Below are 20,831 nucleotides of genomic sequence, written 5' to 3'. Positions count from 1 at the left end.
TCGCGGTACTCGACACCAGGCTTTGTCCGCAACATGATCCACGTCATTTTTAGGTCAGATTTTCAAAATGCGTTTTCGTTCAATCATTGTCGCGCTGGGCGGCGTGGCCGTATTCGTCGTTGCGTTTATCGCCGATACCGGCGGCACACGCTCATCCCTTGCCTGGATCGGCAACAGGGTCGATCGCGCGTCTATGGTGCAGGAAGCTCCGACCATCGGCTCCGACCCGCCGATGTTCCGCTATGCCTCGATCCAGCGCGGCAGCATCGAACAGACGATCACGGTCACCGGCGCGCTTCAGCCCGTGAAGACGATCGAAGTGGGATCGCAACTGTCGGGGCAGATCTCGAAGGTCCACGTCGACTTCAACGACAATGTGCGGAAGGACCAGCCGCTGGCACAGATCGACTCGCGGAGCTTTGCGGCCAAGGTCGACGAAGCCAAGGCGGCGGTCGAGATGGCGCGCGCCAATGTCGAGCTGGAGCAAGCCAAGCTCGACCGCGGCAAGATCGACCTTGAGAATGCGAAGGGCACAAGGGCGGTGCTGGCGGCCAAACTGGACAGCGCCCAGGCGGTCAAGGCTTCGGCGCAGCGGACGCTCCAGCGCAAACTGGCGTTACAGTCGCAGAACGTGGTAGCGACCACGACGGTCGAGGACGCGCAGACCGATTTCACCGCGCGCCTCGCACAGGAGCGCGAGGCGGAGGTCCTCGTGACCCTGAACGCCTACGCCGTCGAAGGTGCCACCGCCGACCTGCGCCGGATCGAGGCCGAGCTCCAGCAGGCGAGGACAGCCGTGCCGGAGAAGGAGGCCATTCTCCGCGCCGCCGAGGCCGATCTCGACCGCACCATCATCCGCTCTCCGATTGACGGTGTGGTCGTCGGCCGGTTCATCAACGAGGGACAGACCCTCGCGGTCGGTCTTGAGGCGCGAACTGCCTTCCTGGTGGCGCACCGGCTCGAGGACATGGAGATCCACGCCCAGGTCGACGAGGCAGATATCGGACGCATCGCCGCCGGCCAGCGCGCGCACTTCACGGTCGATTCCTATCCGGACCGCCGCTTCGAGGCAGTCGTGCGGCAGGTCCGCAAGGCGCCCAAGACGCAGCAAAATGTGGTCACCTATACCGTCGTGCTGTCGACCTCCAATCTCGACGGCGCGCTGCTCCCCGGCATGACCGCGCTCGTCAAGATCGTGATCGACCGCCAGGACGACGTTCTGAAGGTGCCGGTCGCGGCGCTCCGCTTCCAGCCGAGCGGCACGCAGCCGTCCACGACCCAAAGCCGGGACGGCGTATGGCTGCGCACGTCTACGGGCTCGCTCAAGCGCATCGCTGTCACGGTCGGCACCGACGGCGCCGAACAGGTCGCGCTCAAAAGCGGCGACCTGACCGAAGGCAGCCAGGTGGCGGTCGGTCAGGCGATCCGGCCCGCGGGCATGGAACTGCTTGGAATAAGGTTCGGGTCATGACAGCCCTCCCCGCACTCGTCAGCCTCAGATCGGTCTGTCGCACCTTCCGGACCGACGGTGTCGCGGTGACCGCGGTGCGCGCCGTCAGCTTCGACATCCGGCGCGGCGAAAGCCTTGCCATCATGGGCCCTTCGGGGTCAGGGAAATCGACCCTGATGAACATGATCGGACTACTCGATCGTCCGAGCGAGGGCGAGATCCTCCTGGAAGGCGGCGACGTCGCCGACCTGCCTGATGACCGCAGGTCCGAATTGCGCGCGCACAGCATCGGCTTCGTGTTCCAATCCTACAATCTGCTCGCGCGCCACAATGCGCTCGAGAACGTGGCGCTGCCGCTCGTTTATGGCGGCATCCGCCACAAGCAGCGGATGTTGCGTGCCGAACAGTGCCTTGAGGCGGTCGGCATGCTGCACCGGGCGCGGCATTTTCCGCGACAGCTCTCCGGCGGCGAGCAGCAGCGTATCGCGATCGCGCGGGCCCTCGTCGCATCGCCTGCGATCTTGCTCGCGGACGAGCCGACCGGCGCGCTGGACAGCCGGACCGGCGCCGAGATTCTGGCCCTGTTCGACGCTCTCCACGACGGCGGCCAGACCATCGTGATGATCACGCACGATTCCAGCGTGGCCGCGCGCTGCGAACGAACCATCCGCCTGCATGACGGCGAGGTCGTCGCCGATGAGATACGTGATCCAATGCCGAAAAAGGTCTGGGCATCATGACGGCATATCAGGCCCTTCAGACCGCCCTTCATGCGCTGCGCCTGAACCCGTTGCGCAGCATCCTGACCATCCTGGGCATCGTGATCGGCGTGGCCTCGATCGTCACCGTCTTCGCCATCGGCAAGGGCGCGCAACTTCGCGTCGAGGAGCAGATCCGTTCGATCGGCTCCAACGTGCTGATGATCATGCCGGGCGCGGTCCAGCAGGGTGCCGTTCGCATGAAGGCCGGCACCAAGCTGACGATGACCGAGGGCGACGTGCGGGCGATCCTCGATCAGATTCCGGAGATCCAGACCGCGGCGGGTTCGGTCTCTGGCACAGCGCAAGTCATCCGGGAAAGCAAGAACTGGAACACCACGATCAACGGCACGACCACCTCGCACTTCATGGTGCGCGACTGGCAATTGTCATCCGGTCGATACTTCTCCGCGGCCGAGGAAGCGAGCGCCGCGAAGATCGTCATTCTCGGCAGTGCCGCCGCCAAAGAGTTGTTCGCGCCGGGCGACGATCCGATCGGCGCGCAAGTCCGGATCATGCAGGTCCCGCTCGAAGTCATCGGCGTGCTCGATCGCAAGGGACCCTCGCAGGACGATGTCGCCTTCGTTCCACTGACCACGGCCAAGCTGCGCTTTCTCGGCAGCGCAAGCGGTATCAACCGGGACGCCATCGCCTATATCCTCGTCAAGGTCGCCTCCGATACCCAGATGGCGGGCGCGATCAGCGAGATCGAAGGCCTGCTGCGGCAACGACACAGGATTCCCGCCGGCCAGGCCGACGATTTCAAGGTGCAGGATCCCGCGGCCGCCATGGAGGCGCAACAGGGCGCCATCCGCACCGTGGCGCTGCTGCTGTTCGCGATCGCCTCGGTCTCGCTCCTCGTCGGCGGCATCAGCATCATGAACGTGATGATCGTTTCCGTCACTGAACGTACCCGAGAGATCGGAATTCGCCGCGCCCTCGGTGGCCGGATGCGCGATATTCGTTTGCAATTTCTTTGTGAAGCTCTCGTCCTTTGTCTTCTTGGTGGCGCCATCGGCGTCGTCGGCGGCATCACGCTGTCGATGACGGTGGCGCGATTGGCCGGCTGGATCACTGCGATCGACGTGCGGTCGATTGGCCTTGCCGTCGGATTTTCAGCCATGACCGGTGTGATCTTCGGGTTCTATCCCGCCCACATGGCTTCCAAGCTCAGTCCGATCGAAGCGCTCAAGGTGGAGTGAGAAATAATGCCGAGATGGTCACATCAACCTCATGCCACGGGAAAATTGATCATGAACACAAAGGTAACCGTCACACCCACGCCGCGTGAGCGCGAACTCATGATGCTGATTGCCCGCGGCATGCAGAACAAGAACATCGCCTGTGAACTCCAGATTTCGGAAAACACCGTGCGTGCGCATGTCAGCAATATCATACGCAAATACAATCTGCAGAACCGTACCCAGATTGCAGTCATCTACGCGCTCCAGGCGCCTTAGTCATGCATGCGGCAACGGCGACCTCGCTTTGGTCAAACACTCCGGCCCGCGAGTCGATGCGACGCCGGCGAGGCGGCACCCCCACGTTCGTTTTGCATGAGATTCGCAGTGTATTGCTGGCGGGCTGACGATGAGAGTCGTGTCGGAATGTCGGGCTTTGGAGCTCACTGCGAAGCGCAACGGCGATGCCGGTACCCGCAAACCAGATCTGTACGCAGCGTACATTCTGATCTCGCGGGGCATTGGCTCGTTTCGTTAGTGGCGGCTGCAGGCCCGCTCGCGATTACAGCCATGATTTGGTAAGTCGCTACGATGCCGGTTCAAGCCGGCGGGGCCGTCAGTCTTGGTTTGCTGGGATCGGGCAGTAACTCAGCGGTAACTGGCGTATTTCTGCGGCGTGCCCAAACGGTCACGCTCGGCCGATAGCCGACAACGTGGACAGGCGGGGCGCGCAATCGGTCTCCCAGCCACGGGCACCCACGAGCAGTACTGCGCCCGAAAGACTTATAGTAGAGCGCCGGAACCATTGCCGGATTTTCCCGTTGACGCGAGTTGTCAGCGAGGACCTATGCTAATCATTCGATATTTTCTGTTCACCGGCGCTTTGCTCCTAATCCTTCTCTTCATCGCCGATCGCTACCTTCCAGCAGCGACTGTGGCTCAGGCCGACGACCAAGAGATCGATCGGACGATTATTCGGATTCACTCGGCGCGAGTTCTTCCGGAAAAGATCGTGTTCGACACATCGAATCCGCTGCAGCCTGCTGCTCCAGCGGCGGCCGAACGATTCGAAGACCTGCCGCGCCAAGCGTCTGAAACGGGGCCGCTATCCGCTCCTGCCGCGACCCGCCAGACCGCGCCGGTAAACAAGCGCGTCGTTCAGCGCATCGTTCATTCACATCGGGCGACCAGCGCAGGGCAGCGTCGTCTTGCCTTCGATCAATGAATTCTCTTCGCATGCCAAGAACTGCCAAGAGCGCACCGCTAAGAGTTAGCCTCAAGGCTATACCGGCGCTTCAATCGCTCAGTCGTCGTTCTCGCAGCGTACTGGATGCGATCAAGATCCGCTTTGTCCCGCGCCGTGACGTGAAGGATCCAATTCATGCCTTAAGGCCGGTCAGCCGCAGATTCTATTTCGACAGAAATCACCTGTTCTGTACCCGGAAAGCTGCAGATTTCCTGAAGCGCGATACGTTCGAGGTCCTTCTTCGAGACCTCTATCCTGGTCATCGAAACGCTCCCGATCCCGCCAGGAGGGCTCTGGCAGATTTTCTCAGCGATCAATCAAGAGCGCAGTCTATTGAGCTGACGTTCCTGCTTCCTGTTGACTGCCATTCTCGTCGATCACCATTGTTCCCAGAATCCACGCTAAACGCTTGCCAGTGATGGTCTCACGATAAAATCATCGGTGTCGTGCGTTTGTTGCGATCTGACGAGCACCAATACAGTTTCATTGACGGGCTCAATCGCCGTGGCGGTGTCAAGGTGAGGCAGACAAATCCGCCTTCAAGGTGTCAGAACACTTTGTTTTGCACGGCTGTATGTTGCGTTGTCGCTAAGCGCTGCCTTTCGCGCCTATAGGCCGAAGGCGGCGGCGAGTGAATTGCGAGACAACTCACTTTGGTTCCATGCCTCGCGGAAGGCCTTGGCGACGTCTGTATCATTGATTGAATGGCAACATTTGCGTAGGGGCGCCCTTGTGCTAATAGGCTCACGTTGCCTCTATTCAGTAGCCGTTTGCTTTTTTGAACGCGTCTGCGGGCGCTTTTCCAAAGAACTGGGATCTTCCGAGTCTTAGGAGACGGCTACATGAAGTCCGTGCGGATCACGCCTGAAGATAATTCGCAAGACGGCCAATTAATCACTTCCCTACTGGCAATCGGCGCTGAGCGGCAACTGTGCCAACTTCAGACGACATTCCGGACTCCCGACCAGGCTTCCAGCTATCTTCACAAGCACCGGAAAGAGTTGGAGCGTGCGGCCCGCGAAAGATTCGCGCGTGGCGAGTTGGAAGACGGTGTCGTCAAACTGACCATGCTTTTAGAGTGAGCATGCGCTTTACGACTGAGAGTGCCTTAAATTGCTGACGACAGTCCAGTGATGAGAGCAAATGCCCGTCTATTGCTGGCCGAAAGAGGCGGCGTTGGGTCGGTCCGCACCGACAAGATCGGGTATTTGATCTTTGGTAGCTGCCCGGTTGGCGAAGGAATGCGACGATATCATCCACCTCCTTTTTGCCTGGCTTGGCGCCGAGCTGCGCTTCGCTCATCACGCCCACCGCCTGCTTGAGACTCAAGACCTGCCCCGAATGGAAGTACGATGCCCGTAAGGCGACGTTGCGCAGCGGCGCGGATAAATATTCATCGCTTGCGATCTTGGTAACCGCAAAGCGGCCCTTGTCGGCGGCTTGTCAAACAACGGTGCCCGACTTCTCGATCACGCCGAGCAGGAAAGTAACTACGCTCCTATTCGGACCTTCGCACAAGCGGAGTGCGGAGTGCTGCGAGCAGCGAACCGTCGTCGGCGAATAAGTCCCAGACCATGATTCCGGCGAGCGCATGGGCGCGAGCGTACGTCGCCTTGCATGCGATGGAGAGTGGATCGTCGTAGCTGATCCACAAGCGCCGTTCGGCGTTATAGAGCCACGGCACCTGGGCCTCGTCGCTCCAATATCGGCGAAAGCCCTGCTCCTCCGGTCGCCGGGCAACGAGATCCCGATAATCGATGCCGTCGCTTCCTCCCCACTCCTCGCTCGCTGTAGCCCCCTGTTGGAAAAGCCCGCCCTTTTCTTGCGTCACGCCCGCAACGGCTCGGCCATAGAAGGCCATCCCGAGCGTCACCTTGGCGGGCGGCACGCCGGCTCGGATCAAGGCGTTCACGCTCGCATCGACATTGAGGTCGGGATTTGGATCTCCGGCACCGGCGAACAGTGGGGCATTGAAGCCGGCAAAGGCCGAGCCCGCATGATAGTCGTAGGCCATCACATTAATTCGGTCGACCAGGCGGGCGAGAGCGGCCGCCTCTAGATTGATAATTTTGTCAGGCGTGGACGACACCGCGATGGTGAGCTCCAGGTTCCGGCGCTCCAACGCGGAAAAGTCCGCGAGCTTTCGGCGGAGCTCTGCAATCAGGAGCGTGAAATTGCCACGGTCGTTAAGGTGCGCGAGATTTCCTGGACGTCCTCCTGAGACGGGAAATTCCCAATCGGCATCGACGCCATCGAACAGACCTGGATACGGCCGAAAGAACACCTCGATGACGGATTGTGCAAATCGCGCGCGCGAGAGCGGCGTGGCAGCTGCGACCGAGAAATATTTCGATCCGCTCCAACCGCCTAACGAAATCAGGATCCGAAGCTGCGGATTGTTCCGCTTCAATTCGGCGAGTTGGGCGAAGTTGCCGCCGAACGGACCGGGGGGCGCCGTCCCGTCGCAGGCCCCGGCGTCGAGGCAACGGTCCGTAAGTTCAGCTAGTCCTTCTGCCGAGACGGTACCGAATGCGTACATCAAGTGGGTCAGCTCGCGAGCTGGGATCGTCCTGATGCTCGGACCGCCTGGCCGGGCCTTCCAAGGGGCCAGATAGCCGGCGACCACGGGGCTCCCGACTTGCGCGGCCCACCCCTGCTGCATCAAGGTTTGTCCGCACACGAGGGTAGAAAACCCGGCCGCGGCGAATGTTCGACGATTAACAAGACTCAAGACCATAGGCTCTCTGCTGGATTGCTCGTTTGCGCCAACGGATGACACGACGACCTCCAGGATATCGCCCGGCACGACTGCCGCGAACCTGTCGACATCAAACTGATCCCTCGTTCTCAACCGAACGCCTCAAACCGGCTCCGGCGCGACACCCGGATTCACGCGCGATATACTTGGGATCGATATAGCGGTTGTCCATACCCAACAGCCCGCGCCGTCAGGCCGCCTTGCGCGGTGGCGTAGTGTCCTCGCGAATAGGGCGGCCGGTGAAGTGCCAGTCCGGTGAGACCCAGCAATCTTCTGATCAGCCAATCTACACGACAGCGATCTCGTCAGCTTCTCGAAAGGCAGCTCTGCTATCTAAGGGTCCGGAACGGCTGTGGCGGTTCTTAATTGGAGACGAGGTATGCGCGTTAACACTACCGACCGGTTGTCACCAATCCGCGAAGAGAGGACGAGCCGGCAAGACGGCCCAACGGACTTTCAGCAGCAGCTCAGCGCGCTAAGGACGCCGGGGACGCTCAACAGGGCGGGCAATTTGCAGGGCAGCCCGTCGCCGGGCGGGGCGCAGACGTGTCTTCCGCGGTCTCGCCTGAACCTTCCATATCGTGAGTCCGCGCTGCGCGACAGTCCTGACTTAGTGCGAAGGGACGCTCCGTCGGCGGAGGTCGTCGCGACGCTGGCAGGAGCGCAGACGCGTCTTCCGCGGTCTCGCATGAAACTTCCGTATAGTGAGTCCGTGTTGCGCGATGGTCCTGACTTTGTGCGCGATCCGTCGCAGGATAACCCGTCGCTGGACTTCAGCACGCTTCCCGGCGCGTTGCTGTCCGGGATAGAGACAGATCACCCGGAGTCTCGCATGAATCGTCCATATAAAGAGTCCGCGCTCCTTGCCGATGCTCACCTTGCGCCGCTCGATGAGACGGTCAACAGAAATCTCCAGGAGAAAGACGGGGCATCATCGCCGGCAATCCCATCTGAGCCATACTCAAGACATCACTGGCGAAATATATGATCGCTAAGCGCCGCATCTGAGGCAGCTAAGCTGCCTCAGTATCATCCGAGCGATCTGCACAACTCAATTTCCCAAGCCACCGCCCACCGCTATGTCCTGCGAGGGCGAATGGCCAGTCAGTTCCGAATTGCTTTCAGTCACGGGCGCGCATAGGTACTGAAACGATTGCCGCTCACATAGCGACAGGCCAAGCTTTCGAACTTTCCATCTGAGCGAGGCTACATCAATCCAAAATCGTTCCGCACGTGCGCGATGTGCAGCTGGTCTCGCAAAGCGAAGAAGAATAAGGCCGCGTCCGGCCACACCGCGGCTTCCGACCGGCCATTCCAGCTACGTGGTGCGTGGGTTCGTCGACTTGCTTTAATCGGCGATAGTGGTCTTCCTAATGTTTACCGAAATCGCTCGCCTTTCGCATGTAATAGCCTTGCTCCTGAATAGCTAGCCTGATCTCGTGACTGACGCCGAATACCCGTGTCTTCTTTTTTCGCCACTTCGCGAGCGAACCCGTGGCAGGCAGCGGAGCTCCCTGTGGAACAACCAGCAGATCATGTTTATCGTTTAGATACACGTCGAACATGTCCGACCTTTGGCTGAAATCGAGGCTATCCTGGCTGTCTCGTGTACGCGGACAAGCGGGTTCATTGGACTTTCGCTCAAACTTGCCAACGACCACGAGTCCTCAGCGACCGAGTGACAAGATTCAGTCGCGATACGCTCGTAAACGCCGTCCGGCTTTCACCGGACTTCGCTTGTCACACTATTTTGGCTTATGGTCAGCGTAGACAATCAAACGCCACCGGATCGATCCTTGTGACGTGGTGTGTGCGTGATGTCCTAGCGTCGGCAACACGTTGCCTGCTGCAATACCGATCTCGCGATGACAGCCCATGCACTGGTAAATTCCGGCGTGGGGAGCTGCGGCTCCGGGCCCGTAATCCTGATCAAAAGCTTCGCTGGAAGATTGTTGCAGATAGCTCGCGTCTTTGTAGATGGCCATTTCACTTCTCTTGACCGACTAATCTATGGATCAAATGAAATTCATTTTCGGCGCGCAAACTCAGTACGAAGAGAACGAATCTGCCGCCACGTACCGCGAAGACTGCTTAAATTGCCTCTCCACGGTGCATGTCGGCCAGTCGCTGCTAACAACGCGCTCCCCGTCCAGGAGCGGTGAAGTTAGTCCTATGATTGCGATCGCATCGTGCGTTTTTCGACCATCTTCCGCAGCATTTATGCGCCAGCTCGCGTTCGATTGCGCAGACGTTGATGCTTCTGGCCTTCGAGACAGAACCGCTAGGAGCCCAAGTCGCTCTGCTAATCTCCGCCTAGTGCATGGCCGATGGTTTCCGATTCCGAAGGCTTAAAGCCGACCTGATATATTCGATCGCTTGGATCTGTGGACCCGTTCCTCCACGCATCACGGCAAATCGGCGAGCTCTTCCGCCAGGAATTCGTCGGTCGGGTCGAACAGTTTCACCTGAGCAGATTTCGGCAATTGAGCGGAAGGAACTCTGGAGCGGGGGAGGGCAATAGAGCGCTCCCGACGACGCGCTAAAGAAAACCTTCTAAGTTTGTCCTTCCTCAGGTCGTGTCGGCCGTCTTAAAAGGAGTCCTTCGATCTCTCCTCGTGCTCCGCTCGGAACACTCCCTCTCGCTTCGCAATCGAAAATCTATCGGAATTTTTCAATCCATTCTCAACGCGCAATCCTTGCGTGCCGCACTAGTAGATGAATTGCCAGAGATCACTCAGGCTGGAGAAGCGAACACAATGATGAATGCTTGGGCGTTTCGCCACGACGCGGCCTTAGCGGGCCCTATCTGCCACGAGCAGGATTTCGTATGCTCCTGTCCACAAATTTTTTCAGTAGGGCACAATGGAGCCGGCTAGAGGAGAGAGGCATACGCTACCATCCGGTGAATGTACGCGCTTTTCTCAGAGTAAATGAGGCGGCCTGTGCGTATCCATCCTCTCTGTGCGAGACCCTTGCGCGACGCGACCGGAATGAGCTTCGGAATGGCGTCAAATAGTTCGGCCTGTTGAGGGAGGCTATGCTAACTGGGTGCGCGGTATGGATAAGCGTCGAAGGCGGCAGCAACAGATCGAATCAGAAAGCGATGTTCCTGCCTTACGCGGATCAAACCGTCTTCGATGTCCACTATCCCGTCTTCAGCGAGGAGCGCCAAGCGTTCAGCTGAATCGAAAGAAATTGGATCAAATCCGTGGGCGGCACAGATTGCCGGCACGTCGGCCTCCAGATCACACATCAGCCGCTCGATGATGGCGCCTCGGACGCGATCTTCCGAAGTGAGGTAACAGCCCTTGAATGTCGCCAGACGGCCAGCTCTGATCTGCCGGCTGTAAGGACCCTCAGTAACTTCGTTCTGGACGTAGCCGTCCCCCAATCGCCCAACAGCCGACGGCCCGAAGCCGATCAGGGTCCTACAGGTATCTGCCGAGTAGCCCAATGAGTTCCGCCGCAGGCGACCGGCTTTCTGCACCAGCGCGAGCTCGTCCTCAGGCAAGGCGAAATGGTCGAGTCCAACTTGGCGATAGCCGGCGGCGACTAGCGTATCGGCCACGGCCGCGGCCTGTTCCGCGCGGGCGCCATTATCTGGCAACTCCGCCTCGTCGATCAGGCGCTGATTCTTCTTGAATGAAGGAATGTGTGCGTAGCTGAAAACCGCAAGCCTGTCTGGGCGCATGCCCGCAGCTAGTGTCGCAGTCCGTACGCACGACTGCACCGTCTGCCTTGGAAGACCGTAGATGAGATCGAAGTTAATACCGCTTATTTCATGCTCGCGTAGATTTTTGACTGCAGCCGCCGTCTGCGCCTCACTCTGAACTCGGTTGATGGCCCTTTGAACAATGGGATCAAAACTCTGCACGCCAAGGCTCGCGCGGCTCACTCCGGCTGCGCCTAAGGCCTCGGCCATCTCTGCCGTGAATGCACGCGGATCTATCTCAATGGCGATGGTTGCAGATCTGCTGAATGCGAAGTTGAGACGTAAAAGTCTCATCAAATCCAGGAACTCCGCTGGCTTGATGAGGGTTGGCGTTCCGCCGCCGAAATGTACGTCGCTCACAGGTAGTTCTTTGGGTACTTTCTCCGCGACCAAACGGATCTCTTCACGCAGCACGGTCAAATAATCAAGAATAGGTGCGTCCTGCAGAGTCATGGCGGTTGGAAAGCCACAATACCAGCAAATCGACCGGCAGAACGGAATGTGGAAGTAGAGCGACACAGGCTCGCAGGGCGCCAGGCGCCTCAGCCACTCCTCATAAGCCTTGGCACCGACCACAGCGGAGAACTGGGATACCGTTGGATAGATCGTGTACCAAGGCGACTGGGAGTCACCGTACTTTTTTAAGATTGGCGACTGCAATGGTTACTATCCCGTGCCTGCACTCGCGGCCTTAGCTGCAATCGCCGTAGATTCAGCACAGTGCAATGACGCAAAAATCGTCGTTCGCGTGCTATGCTCTCTCTTCTCGCTCCCTGGCTGGCAGAGTGCTCGCCAGCGTCTAACCGATGAAAGTCTGTTTGTGACCGATCCTGACTCTCCTTACCGCCAGTGTCCTCGCCAAATTTCAGTGCCCCGGATCCTTCGCCCGGTCTTAAGCGCCGCTTACGATGAGTGAGCATTAAAAGGGGTGATGAACTATCGAGCTCTGGCCTCGATGCAATCGCTGTCGAGCCGGAGCCGAATTTACACGAAGCGAGCAAGCGCCTTCGGATAGAGGGGCATAAGCTGCTCGACGGCGACGACAGATCAGCCGCTCTTGTTGAGCCAAAAATTGAACTCGTGGTCTTGAGGGCGCTAGCGGGCGAGTAGCCGCGCTTGCGGGAGGCCTCCTCAGGCACTCGGACGAGATTTTCAACAAAAGAGTAATCCGATCTGCCCGAGTTGTCGGTGAAGTAAACTTTCGTCTTTACTCGCAATCGATCACGTTCTCCAAGCGTCAAGATTGCGGATCGAACTGAGGACATAGAGTGCCATTCAACCTCTATGATTCCATAGTAGGCCTCGGAACTCTCCGTCCGCGCGGTGCCCCAATCGCAGTCGGTCGGAAGGCATCTGCTCCATGCGCGAACAAGGACTTTGTCGAACTGCTGGTCGACAAGTATGTGCGTGATGATACCGGTGCTCTGATCCTCATTAGACCATTTTCCGACAAACTCGGTCACTGTCGCGCCGCCGAGATTGCGTGGTGTCAGTCTGTTGTTCTGCTCGCCTAATGCTGGCCGGACAAGCAGGAGCGCGGCGAGCGGCAAGATCGCGGACAATCGCAACATCGTAGTTTTCCTAGTTTGACTTTCGAAATGTTGGCAACAACCGTGCCAGCCAGCTGAACCAAAAAATGGGGGTTGAAGTGGATTTCGTGTCTGCAGCTCACAGATGCTTCGTCGTGAATCCGACAATTCGCAGCGCCAACAGACGGCGCGTGCCAGACTTCTTACTTCATTGACGTGATCTGATAGCTGCTCCTAACTGCTCGCTTTGTGGTAGACCTGATTGATAGCTCGGGCGATGGTGTACGGTAGGGGCTGAAGGCGAAACGCTAGTTCAGCTCCATTGCGGCGAATCCGAGTGCTTTCGTGCTCCAGCCTACCGGATTTGGCAGCTCCCAAAGCCGAGCGGCCTTGGTTTAGTGCATTTGAAACAAGCAGGCCGCTTGAGCTGGGTTTACGTGTGCAGAATCTCAGTCCATTCCTCCGATCTCTTCGAGGAGTTTGGCCGGCGCCCAGATCGCGGTTCCCCCGCGCATTCTTCGCACATCGAGCGCAACATGAAGGAGTGACCCTGGCTGAAATCCAGTGCGCGAGTGCTCCGGCTTCATTGTGATTCAAAGAGATCTCGCGACCATGGTCAGGGTCACACGTTTCGCTGACGCCTGCCAGGCGATGGTCTTAACGCGTTAGTAAAGAGCGAGGGGCGCTTGAGCGGCAGTTGGATTTCAGAGCCCTCCGCGCCAGAGGCAGCGGGCGCGCCCAATGCGAACGTGGCGGGAGGCGCTTAAATCGCGTTGTCAGGCACAAGCGGTCGGAGACCAGGGTTGCAGAAACGATGGAGACGATCCCGACCGCTTAAGTCGGCTTCTCCGGAAATGTCGTCGGAGACGGTAAGTCTTGCGGGCCCAAACTGCCGTGAGAACCCTGGTCGAGGGCTGGACCGGCAACTGCTTCGACCACCTGCAGCAGTGCTAGCCGGCGCGTTTGGTCGTGGATCCGGAGAAATGCCTGCATGAGCCGAAGGTTTTGCAACTCACGTATCGCCGATGAACTGTTGTCGTTCATTTCCGAAATCTCCCGAATTTCGCGCTTTTAATCGAAGCACTAAAAGAGTGCAATGGAAGATCTTCATCAAGCAAGGGTTGTGGACCCCGGTGTACCGCTCGGGCACGCATCCACCGGGCAGAGCGCATTCCGACGCGCGGGCTTGGACTGGGAGTTTTTATGGCTTGAGTGCTTGTAGCAGGTGACCGGTCGGCCTCCATCGCCGCGCCCGGCGCGCGGCATGGGAGGCCGCATATTTCCAATCTGTGTATGCGCATGTCGGCTGCCGACGGACCTTCGTTAAATATGCCCGATAAGAGGCGATGTTGGCTTCGACAAAGCTGATGGTGAGCCTCAGCCCCGCGTCGATCGAGGTTTCCGGCATCCAACGCGGATCGCGTGGGTCCTTCTGCATGGCTCGCCTTGCATCTTTTGGTTGACGCATGAGGACCAGTGAAATCTGGCAATCTGATGTCGTGTACTCCTAACCGATGCCCCCACCACAGGGTGCCTCAGGGAGAGGGCGCGTTCACGCTATTCGCGCACCAGGTGATGCTCCTCACGCATCGCCTCACGCACAGCCTAGCAACCCACGCGACGGCGAAATGGGTCACAAGCTTTCCCCTATAGGTTCCGATCCAGACGGCGACCGCATGATGCGTTGGATGCACTCTCGACTGCTATCAATATAAGAACGTGAACGTCCGCCTCATCCAGAAGTGGCGTAAGGTGTAGCGTACGTTTGTGCCGGTCGAGATTGGGCCGTATGTGCCTCCGCGGGATGAGGCCGAAGCGGCCGGCGCGTCGACAGAGGAGCTAGGGCATCATCGAGATTGATCTCGGTAGCGGATACCGCATCCGGGTCGATGGTGACGTTGATGGAGACGAGCTGCGGCCGATGCACTGGTGTGCCGATGTCCGACAGGCGCGCGAGCCCGCATTAGGCCGTCAGTGCTACGGCAAGAGGCCGATGCAGACGTGGATTTCACGATCGTCAACGACGGCTACCCGCATCTCTCTGATAGAACCTGTTCTCGCATGCCCGCACGCGCCTCACTCGATCTTCGCCTTTCGTCCTCGCGCGCGTGCCGGCGGTCGGCCCAAGAACTTGATCTTCGCCTCTCGAGGACCCAAGCCGAAGATCGGCTTCGCCGACGTATCACCAACGACATCCGTCATTCTCCGGCGAGGAGAGCTTCCTGGTCTATGACCGGCCGATCAGTCCAAACGGCCTGCTCTAGTCGGAGCTCGTCGCTTGGTGGTGCAACGTCAGCGCTGGCCAATGCAGCAAATCTCAGCGCGCGCCTTCAGGAATCCTTGCTTCAGACGCGTAGCGCAAGCTCTTCGCTAGTGCCCCAAGGCCGGGGTCAGCCAGGGGCCTTATTTCAACTGGAAGAAGATGTATGACGGACTGCTGCCGACCGAGATGCGACGGTTAAAGCAGCTCGAATTGGGCAACGCCTGCGTCCAGCAAGGCTCGACGGAGTGATCATCATCCATGCGTCCCACTTCTCTTCGCTGCCGTTCTTCGAACTAGTCAAAGGATCGACCACCATTCTGTTGGCACGTCACGCGTCTTTACTCAGGCGGATCGCCTCTGTGAAGCGTGATCATGCCATACACTTGCGCTGACGCCAAAATTGGCGGCGGATGCCGATGGTAACCCGCAGGCTTCAGGATGGTCGCCCAGAAGGCTGTCTGGGCCCTTTTCAGTTCAACTTATAAGAGGCTTGAAAGAATGTACCCCAACGCTCCATGCTGAACTTCGAAAACTGAGTCCCATTGATTCCCGGGCCATCACAGCCTGTGCATGTCGCTTCGCTGTCTTTTTTAGTCCACATCGTCCAATAACGCCCGCCGACGCCGACGCTAAAGTTCTTGGTAATGAAGTAGGACAACACGCCTTCGAGCTGGACGCCCCCGCCACCATTGCCACGTTGATCAATGAAAGTGGTCGTCGGGCGCAAGAGATGATTGTCACGCCCTTTAAAGTCGGTCCAGGGCAGGTAAGCGACGTCGGTGTTTAAGCGCCAGCGCTCGGTCAACATGGTCTCGGCGCTCACGCCGACGCGAGGTGCGTTCCACTGAGCATTCTGGCTAACAACGACCGTGTCGTCACCAGCCCGCAAGCATGACCTCGTCGGGTTGGCGATCTCTACACATCCGATGGAGTCGGAGCTCTGTTCATAGTAGGTCCAGCCGATAAAGCCCCCGACCTTGTAGTTGGCGCCGCGCAGGAAATCGTAACCTACGTCGGCCGTGTAGTAGGTGAACCTTCCGTTTGCCTGCCCTGATATCGTGTTGACATAGGAGAGGCCGCCACGGACAAGGCCCCAATCTTCATCGTTCATGTTTCCTTTGTTGAAGCGCCCGATGCCAACGTTGCTCTTCAGGAACACTCCCCACGGGTTGTCAAGTCGGCCAAATAATTCCCCGGAAAGTCCGTCGAGGCCGTGGTAGGTGAGCCTTGATATAAGAATGTTAGGATCTCCAGTCGCGATCTCATCGGGCACGGCGCTGGCGTCCCATTGGAATCGTCCCCGGCTGAGCCAGAGCCGCGATCCGCCTTCGAAGGACCAACCGGCTGTGTAAAGAATCGGCGGCGCGTTGGCGAGTTCTTTCGCGTACAGCGGCGCATCCGACCAGTGCGCCGTCCATGGGGCGACGCCAAAATGGTAGTTCAATCCGATCTTTCCGATGTGGTAGTCGCTGGACAGGGACGTTGTGTTCGGCGGAAGAATTGCGAACGGCGGATATTGCAAGGTGGAAGGAGTCGCGACACTCGGTCCGCCGAAATGCAGATAGTCATACTCAGCTTTGACCGACCATGCAGGCGTAAGCGCTTGCTCTACGCCCAGCCCGATGATGCCACCGAAGCGACCATAATCGAAATGGGCTTTCTCCTGCCGCCAACGGCCCTCAAACTCGTTATTATTGAGGATGTCGCCCCGATTGTTTTGCCAAGCCACGCCTCCCTTGAGATAGGCCAGCGTGCGGCCCAAGGCGCCAAACGCGTAACCGACGCGGCCGGTCGCGGTGGCAAAGACGCTGGGACTTGCCTTGCAGTTTGCACTCACGACAAAGCCGGAGGCGGCGAGGCAAGTATTCGTGCCATCGGAGACAGCACCGCTGGCATCGAGTTCGACGCCAAACACCCAGCCATTCTTCTGCCAATTGTAGCCGACCTGGCCACCTGCGAGGAACACTGGAGTATCGACGACACCGCCATAGATTGACGGACCGTAGGGGTTGCTGAAGGAAGTTTGGCCGTAGCCGCCGCCGAGATGCCCGCCAATATAACCTCCGGACCAGTTCCACACCGCAGGTGGCAGTTTCACTTCTGGCTCAAGATCTGCCGCATTCGCTGCACCGCTTGCGACGAGCGCAATTGTCGTGACTCCTAAACGGAGAACTCCAGATCGCATCCAACACTTCCCTGCTTTTTCTCGGCCCACGACCGAGCGCCCTTAAGTTATCGCCGCAGCAAACCGTTGGGGCGGACCAGACGCTAACAGCGACACGCGCCGAGTCCGTCCCGAAGACCATCGCCTGCGATTGGTGATGATGCCGCAAAGAGAGCAAGTCGCGTGCCGAAGTGAATTCGTAGGCTATGCAGGCACTTCGTCGCGACGTATAGCGTCACGTTGCTGACGTTTGTCTTAAGACTGACAGCTGCGTTACTTTCTTCCGACAGGGCGTTGCGATTCGAACAGCCTCAAGAGGCAGACGCGCGTTAATTTGGGCGTTCAACCTCGACCTGGGTCACGGTGCTCGTACAGGTTCGGTCTGATTTCAAAAGCTCCCGCTGCGCGCATCCTCAAGGATCCGCGCTGTGCTTCGTTTGGTTGAGCATTGACCGTTGTATCCGCCCTGCACGCCCCGATCGGAGTGATGGATCCGTCCGGCCCGCGGCCTTTTGCTGCTGAACGGCCATCTGTTTAGTTGCGGCATTTACTAGAGCAAATTCAGTTGAATCGTTTTGGCTAGTCCAGCTTTTGCAGGCGTGAGACCCTTCAGGGTCTTCAGCCGCCGATCGTAATTGCCGGCGTTGATGAAGTCGGCAAGGTGAGCTTCGAATTGATCGTGTCGATCGTAGTGATACCGTTGGACGGTCGCTTCTTTGATCGTGCGATTCATGCGCTCAAATGGTCCAGGTATGCTTGACCTTGGTCAGCCGATGCTCGATCCCGTTCCCTTGGCAGCGCATGTCGAACATATGTGTCACGTATCTTGCCATCGGGCCGTCCCCTGTTCGGTGACCAGTATCGCTGGTCTGTCCTGAGCGCCGGCGCGGCGCTGCCGGCATCCGCGCCGTGACTGTCGTCGCGGACAACTGCAAGGAAAGTTCCTGCAGCCTTACGAACACTCTGATCAGTTAGCGAGTTATTCAGGCGGCAATAGTGGCGCGTTCTCCACCGGCGATCTGTCGACGACGTTCCGACTGTCGGCGGCGCACGGCGAGTTCTTCCGCGCATGGGATGAGAGTCGCAGCATCGACAACGGTCGCAGCATCGGTTCGCGACAGACTGATCCCTGGCCGTAATTGAGGGAATATTCGCTCAATTCCACCGTGCAGGGCCTGTAAGGGCTGTCGCAATCTGGAGGGCGAGAAATTTTATCAACGCCCGCGAGTTCAGCGATGTTATCGCGCTGATCAGGATTAGCCGGCGGACGTTGCCGCGTTCACGCGAATAGAATTCGTGATTAATTGGCCATCGTCGCCAAAGGGCGCGCCTGATTCTCACCGAGAAAAGGGCGGCCGCGATCGTGGACGTCCGACATCTCGCCGCTCAATGCTGCGGGTTCATCCTAAGAAACGCGCGATGCAAACCCAAGGCCAGGTGTAATGTCACCCAAGCCGATAGAGGTGATGTGTGGGCACGACGACCTCCGCATCCCAGGAGCCCGTGTCCCATTCCCGAGGACCCAGTACGAGCGCGGGCAGCAGAAGGCGCTTGAGGCGGTGGCCGGTTGTTTTCTCGTCGAGCCAAGACGGGACTGCCGCCCTAGCTCCTACGGAGCAATCGTGGATGTTTCATGCCTCCGAAAGCTTCCTGACACTGACCGCGGTCGGTCTGGTAGTGCTCTGCTCGCCTTTGCGTTCACTTAAAGCGAGCGCGCTCGCTGCATTTCGCGCTTTGACCAAGCTAAGTGCTTGGCGGCTAGGTATCCCAACAGCACGGTGCCTGACGCTGAACGCCGATTGCCGTCCGCCGCGGTAAGGCCGATCGAGGTGTTTCGAGACCAGCCCCTCACAACAGGTCTCGCCCGTGTTGAGATCAATTAAGGACATCGTCGAGATTAACACTAACTCCGCGTCGTCGGCGCGATGGACAACGCCATTCTTGTTAGAGCGATCCAGATGATGGATTGCAGTGCGGCTCGCACTCAAACTGGAAGTGAAATGTGACGATTATCCTAGCCCTGCTAGGGAGCGCGATCATCGGACTGGGGACGGGCCTGATTTTTCGGGTCTGGGCGATGGTGTTGGTGTCTCCGGCAATTGCGGTCCTCGCTGCGATCGTTCTTCAGGTCTCCGGCTTTGGCTTCTTCCCTGGCGTGTCTGTCGTCATCGGATGCCTCCTCGTCAGCCAGATCGCCTACCTGCTGGCAGCGTTCTGCCTGCATAAGGGAGACATCTCAGTTCAGGACGAAGCCTACGGCGACCCAGGCGAACACCGCCATCAGGATGTCCACGACAAGCACCAGTAGCGCAAGGCCCGTCCAGGACGGCAGCTTTCGGCGCAGCCGGAGGGTTTTTCGCCGTGTCAGCAGACGGCCCGGTAAGAACGGAGGTGCGTACCTGACAGCAATGCCAACCGCACTTTTTTGAAACACCATGGATCTCATTGCGGCACACCTTTCAATGCTAATGGTCAGTTTACCGTTTCATCAGCAAGAGCAGTGCCAGTGCGGAGCATGCTTGGCAGCGGCTCGCGGCGGCGCGGAATGACAGCGTTGGAAGTGTGTCGCGGAACCTGCGTGTCAACGTGGCACCGGCGGCCTCTATGGGGCATGTGGCGCTTTCACCGGAAGCGCTGGGCGCGGACTACTCACTTACCCGGCCTCGTGACGCTTGGCCTTTCAAAAGAAAATCCATCGACGTGGCTTGGTCGCGGCGACTGCGCCGTCGCCTCCGTCGCCGCAGCGCCGTGAGAAACACGCCTGGTCAGTCGGCCAGTTCTGTTCAGCGGAAATGAACAAGGTGTGCCTCAATCGGCTCAGCTTCCAATTGGCATTGCCGGATTGACAGCCACGCTTTAAACGAGCTTCCGCACTGTTCCGAGGCTGATTTTCAGCGGTCGCCAGGATCGGGGCCTGTAGCTCAATCGTTAGAGCCGGCCGCTCATAACGGTCTGGTTGCAAGTTCGAGTCTTGCCAGGCCCACCAATCAAATCAATAGCTTGCAAAACCCCCTGGAATCCCGGGTCCGGTGCGGGTCCCGCTTTGGTAATTTTATTTCGCCTTTGTTTTTCTATGCAGTGCGAAGCGCTGCGATCGTTCTGAACTGGGCTTTGCTAAGGCCTCGTCATGCGAGCGAGCAAGCGCTGCCTAGCTTTCGCACTCGCTTCTGTGATTGCTGTCTCGTGAGTTGTGACCTTTTTGACTATGGAAACCCGGCACAGTTCTCTCATTCGGGCGATCGCGAGCAAGGTCGTGAATTGTTTTCCCACGATGAGTTCGACTTCAAGGCGCCCCTTCGCGATCTCCCTTCTCAGACCGGACACCGTCATGCCTCCGGCAGGGAACGCTTCCCGCACAGCGACGTCGAGCCGAAGCGGTGTGTCGGGCGAATACTTGCTCATGAGACACCGTTAGATGCAGCGTCAGAAATTGCGAATCAAACATCTTGATGACGTTCAACCAAGATTGGTAAAGCTCATGCGCGAATGAGCTTTGTTCGAAAACAAACCATCTGCTGGTATTGCCTTCGTAAGAAAATCATTCTAGTCGAACAGTTAACCGCCTTGAGCAGCGCTGTGTTGCGATAGCTGCGTTGCTTGCAAGACGCTGATGCGCTTTGTCCCGTCGGCCCTGTTCCGTACTTCTACCCATTCGGAAGAAATCGCCTCCTTGATCATTCACAACCGAAACAAATGGCGCGTGATTGCTCGCTGCGACAGGAGGCTCGTTGTTATTTTTCGCGGCTGCTCGACACCTCACGAAGCTCACA

11 protein-coding genes, 1 tRNA gene and 2 pseudogenes are annotated in these 20,831 nt (G+C 58.6%); 9 read left to right on the top strand and 5 right to left on the bottom strand.

All coding sequences use genetic code 11. From position 1 onward, the window contains the following. Window positions 1-67 precede the first annotated feature (67 nt). The 6 genes from QA640_RS36000 (at window position 68) to QA640_RS35975 (ending at window position 5,717) form a co-directional block, all read left to right on the top strand. Complete coding sequence (locus QA640_RS36000; protein ID WP_283037526.1) at window positions 68-1,471, top strand: efflux RND transporter periplasmic adaptor subunit; 1,404 nt, start codon at window positions 68-70, stop codon at window positions 1,469-1,471. Continuing rightward, window positions 1,468-2,190 (top strand): ABC transporter ATP-binding protein, encoded by a 723-nt coding sequence (locus QA640_RS35995; protein WP_283037525.1) that lies wholly within the window; start codon window positions 1,468-1,470, stop codon window positions 2,188-2,190. The genes QA640_RS36000 and QA640_RS35995 overlap by 4 nt, the downstream gene beginning before the upstream one ends. After that, complete coding sequence (locus QA640_RS35990; RefSeq protein ID WP_283037524.1) at window positions 2,187-3,410, top strand: ABC transporter permease; 1,224 nt, start codon at window positions 2,187-2,189, stop codon at window positions 3,408-3,410. The genes QA640_RS35995 and QA640_RS35990 overlap by 4 nt, the downstream gene beginning before the upstream one ends. A gap of 51 nt (window positions 3,411-3,461) precedes the next feature. Next, window positions 3,462-3,668, top strand: a complete 207-nt coding sequence (locus QA640_RS35985) for a LuxR C-terminal-related transcriptional regulator (protein ID WP_283037523.1) — start codon at window positions 3,462-3,464, stop codon at window positions 3,666-3,668. Between the two features lie 568 nt (window positions 3,669-4,236). After that, the gene (locus QA640_RS35980; RefSeq protein ID WP_283037522.1) at window positions 4,237-4,614 is read left to right on the top strand and encodes a hypothetical protein; all 378 of its coding nucleotides are present in this window, start codon (window positions 4,237-4,239) and stop codon (window positions 4,612-4,614) included. 863 nt (window positions 4,615-5,477) lie between these two features. Beyond that, entirely contained in the window at window positions 5,478-5,717 is a 240-nt protein-coding gene (locus QA640_RS35975; protein WP_283037521.1) for a hypothetical protein, read from the top strand. A 416-nt stretch (window positions 5,718-6,133) separates the two neighbouring features. Here QA640_RS35975 and QA640_RS35970 read toward each other — a convergent pair whose 3' ends face one another. From QA640_RS35970 to hemN, 3 genes are all read right to left on the bottom strand, one after another. Next, entirely contained in the window at window positions 6,134-7,297 is a 1,164-nt protein-coding gene (locus tag QA640_RS35970; RefSeq protein WP_283037520.1) for a glycoside hydrolase family 18 protein, read from the bottom strand. A 1,841-nt stretch (window positions 7,298-9,138) separates the two neighbouring features. After that, entirely contained in the window at window positions 9,139-9,378 is a 240-nt protein-coding gene (locus QA640_RS35960; RefSeq protein WP_283037518.1) for a hypothetical protein, read from the bottom strand. Between the two features lie 1,055 nt (window positions 9,379-10,433). Then, window positions 10,434-11,765, bottom strand: a complete 1,332-nt coding sequence (hemN, locus tag QA640_RS35955; RefSeq protein WP_283037517.1) for an oxygen-independent coproporphyrinogen III oxidase — start codon at window positions 11,763-11,765, stop codon at window positions 10,434-10,436. 3,243 nt (window positions 11,766-15,008) lie between these two features. Between hemN and QA640_RS35950 the strand changes: the two are divergent. Then, a pseudogene (locus QA640_RS35950) lies at window positions 15,009-15,131 on the top strand (IS3 family transposase); the annotation flags it as partial. A gap of 235 nt (window positions 15,132-15,366) precedes the next feature. On the opposite strand, the gene QA640_RS35945 reads toward QA640_RS35950, so the two are convergent. Both QA640_RS35945 and QA640_RS35940 read right to left on the bottom strand, forming a co-directional pair. Then, window positions 15,367-17,082, bottom strand: a complete 1,716-nt coding sequence (locus tag QA640_RS35945; protein ID WP_283037516.1) for an outer membrane beta-barrel protein — start codon at window positions 17,080-17,082, stop codon at window positions 15,367-15,369. 574 nt (window positions 17,083-17,656) lie between these two features. Beyond that, a pseudogene (locus tag QA640_RS35940) lies at window positions 17,657-17,876 on the bottom strand (IS3 family transposase); the annotation flags it as partial. Between the two features lie 1,187 nt (window positions 17,877-19,063). Between QA640_RS35940 and QA640_RS35935 the strand changes: the two are divergent. Together QA640_RS35935 and QA640_RS35930 are read left to right on the top strand one after the other, a co-directional pair. Further along, entirely contained in the window at window positions 19,064-19,369 is a 306-nt protein-coding gene (locus QA640_RS35935; protein ID WP_283037515.1) for a hypothetical protein, read from the top strand. Window positions 19,370-19,971: 602 nt separating this feature from the next. Further along, window positions 19,972-20,047: transfer RNA gene (locus QA640_RS35930), tRNA-Ile, on the top strand. The last annotated feature ends 784 nt before the right edge of the window (window positions 20,048-20,831 follow it).

The sequence above is a fragment of the Bradyrhizobium sp. CB82 genome (genome assembly GCF_029714405.1).
Taxonomy (GTDB): domain Bacteria; phylum Pseudomonadota; class Alphaproteobacteria; order Rhizobiales; family Xanthobacteraceae; genus Bradyrhizobium.
Note: the sequence above shows the minus strand (reverse complement) of the source record. Positions and strands in the feature narration are given on the sequence as shown.

What these genes read in the sequence shown, in the direction of transcription:
- QA640_RS35995 (WP_283037525.1), top strand. Translation starts at nt 1,468, where the DNA reads ATGACAGCCCTCCCCGCACTCGTCAGCCTCAGATCGGTCTGTCGCACC.
- QA640_RS35945 (WP_283037516.1), bottom strand. Translation starts at nt 17,082, where the DNA reads ATGCGATCTGGAGTTCTCCGTTTAGGAGTCACGACAATTGCGCTCGTC.
- QA640_RS35985 (WP_283037523.1), top strand. Translation starts at nt 3,462, where the DNA reads ATGAACACAAAGGTAACCGTCACACCCACGCCGCGTGAGCGCGAACTC.
- QA640_RS35980 (WP_283037522.1), top strand. Translation starts at nt 4,237, where the DNA reads ATGCTAATCATTCGATATTTTCTGTTCACCGGCGCTTTGCTCCTAATC.
- QA640_RS36000 (WP_283037526.1), top strand. Translation starts at nt 68, where the DNA reads ATGCGTTTTCGTTCAATCATTGTCGCGCTGGGCGGCGTGGCCGTATTC.
- QA640_RS35970 (WP_283037520.1), bottom strand. Translation starts at nt 7,297, where the DNA reads ATGCAGCAGGGGTGGGCCGCGCAAGTCGGGAGCCCCGTGGTCGCCGGC.
- QA640_RS35960 (WP_283037518.1), bottom strand. Translation starts at nt 9,378, where the DNA reads ATGGCCATCTACAAAGACGCGAGCTATCTGCAACAATCTTCCAGCGAA.
- QA640_RS35975 (WP_283037521.1), top strand. Translation starts at nt 5,478, where the DNA reads ATGAAGTCCGTGCGGATCACGCCTGAAGATAATTCGCAAGACGGCCAA.
- QA640_RS35990 (WP_283037524.1), top strand. Translation starts at nt 2,187, where the DNA reads ATGACGGCATATCAGGCCCTTCAGACCGCCCTTCATGCGCTGCGCCTG.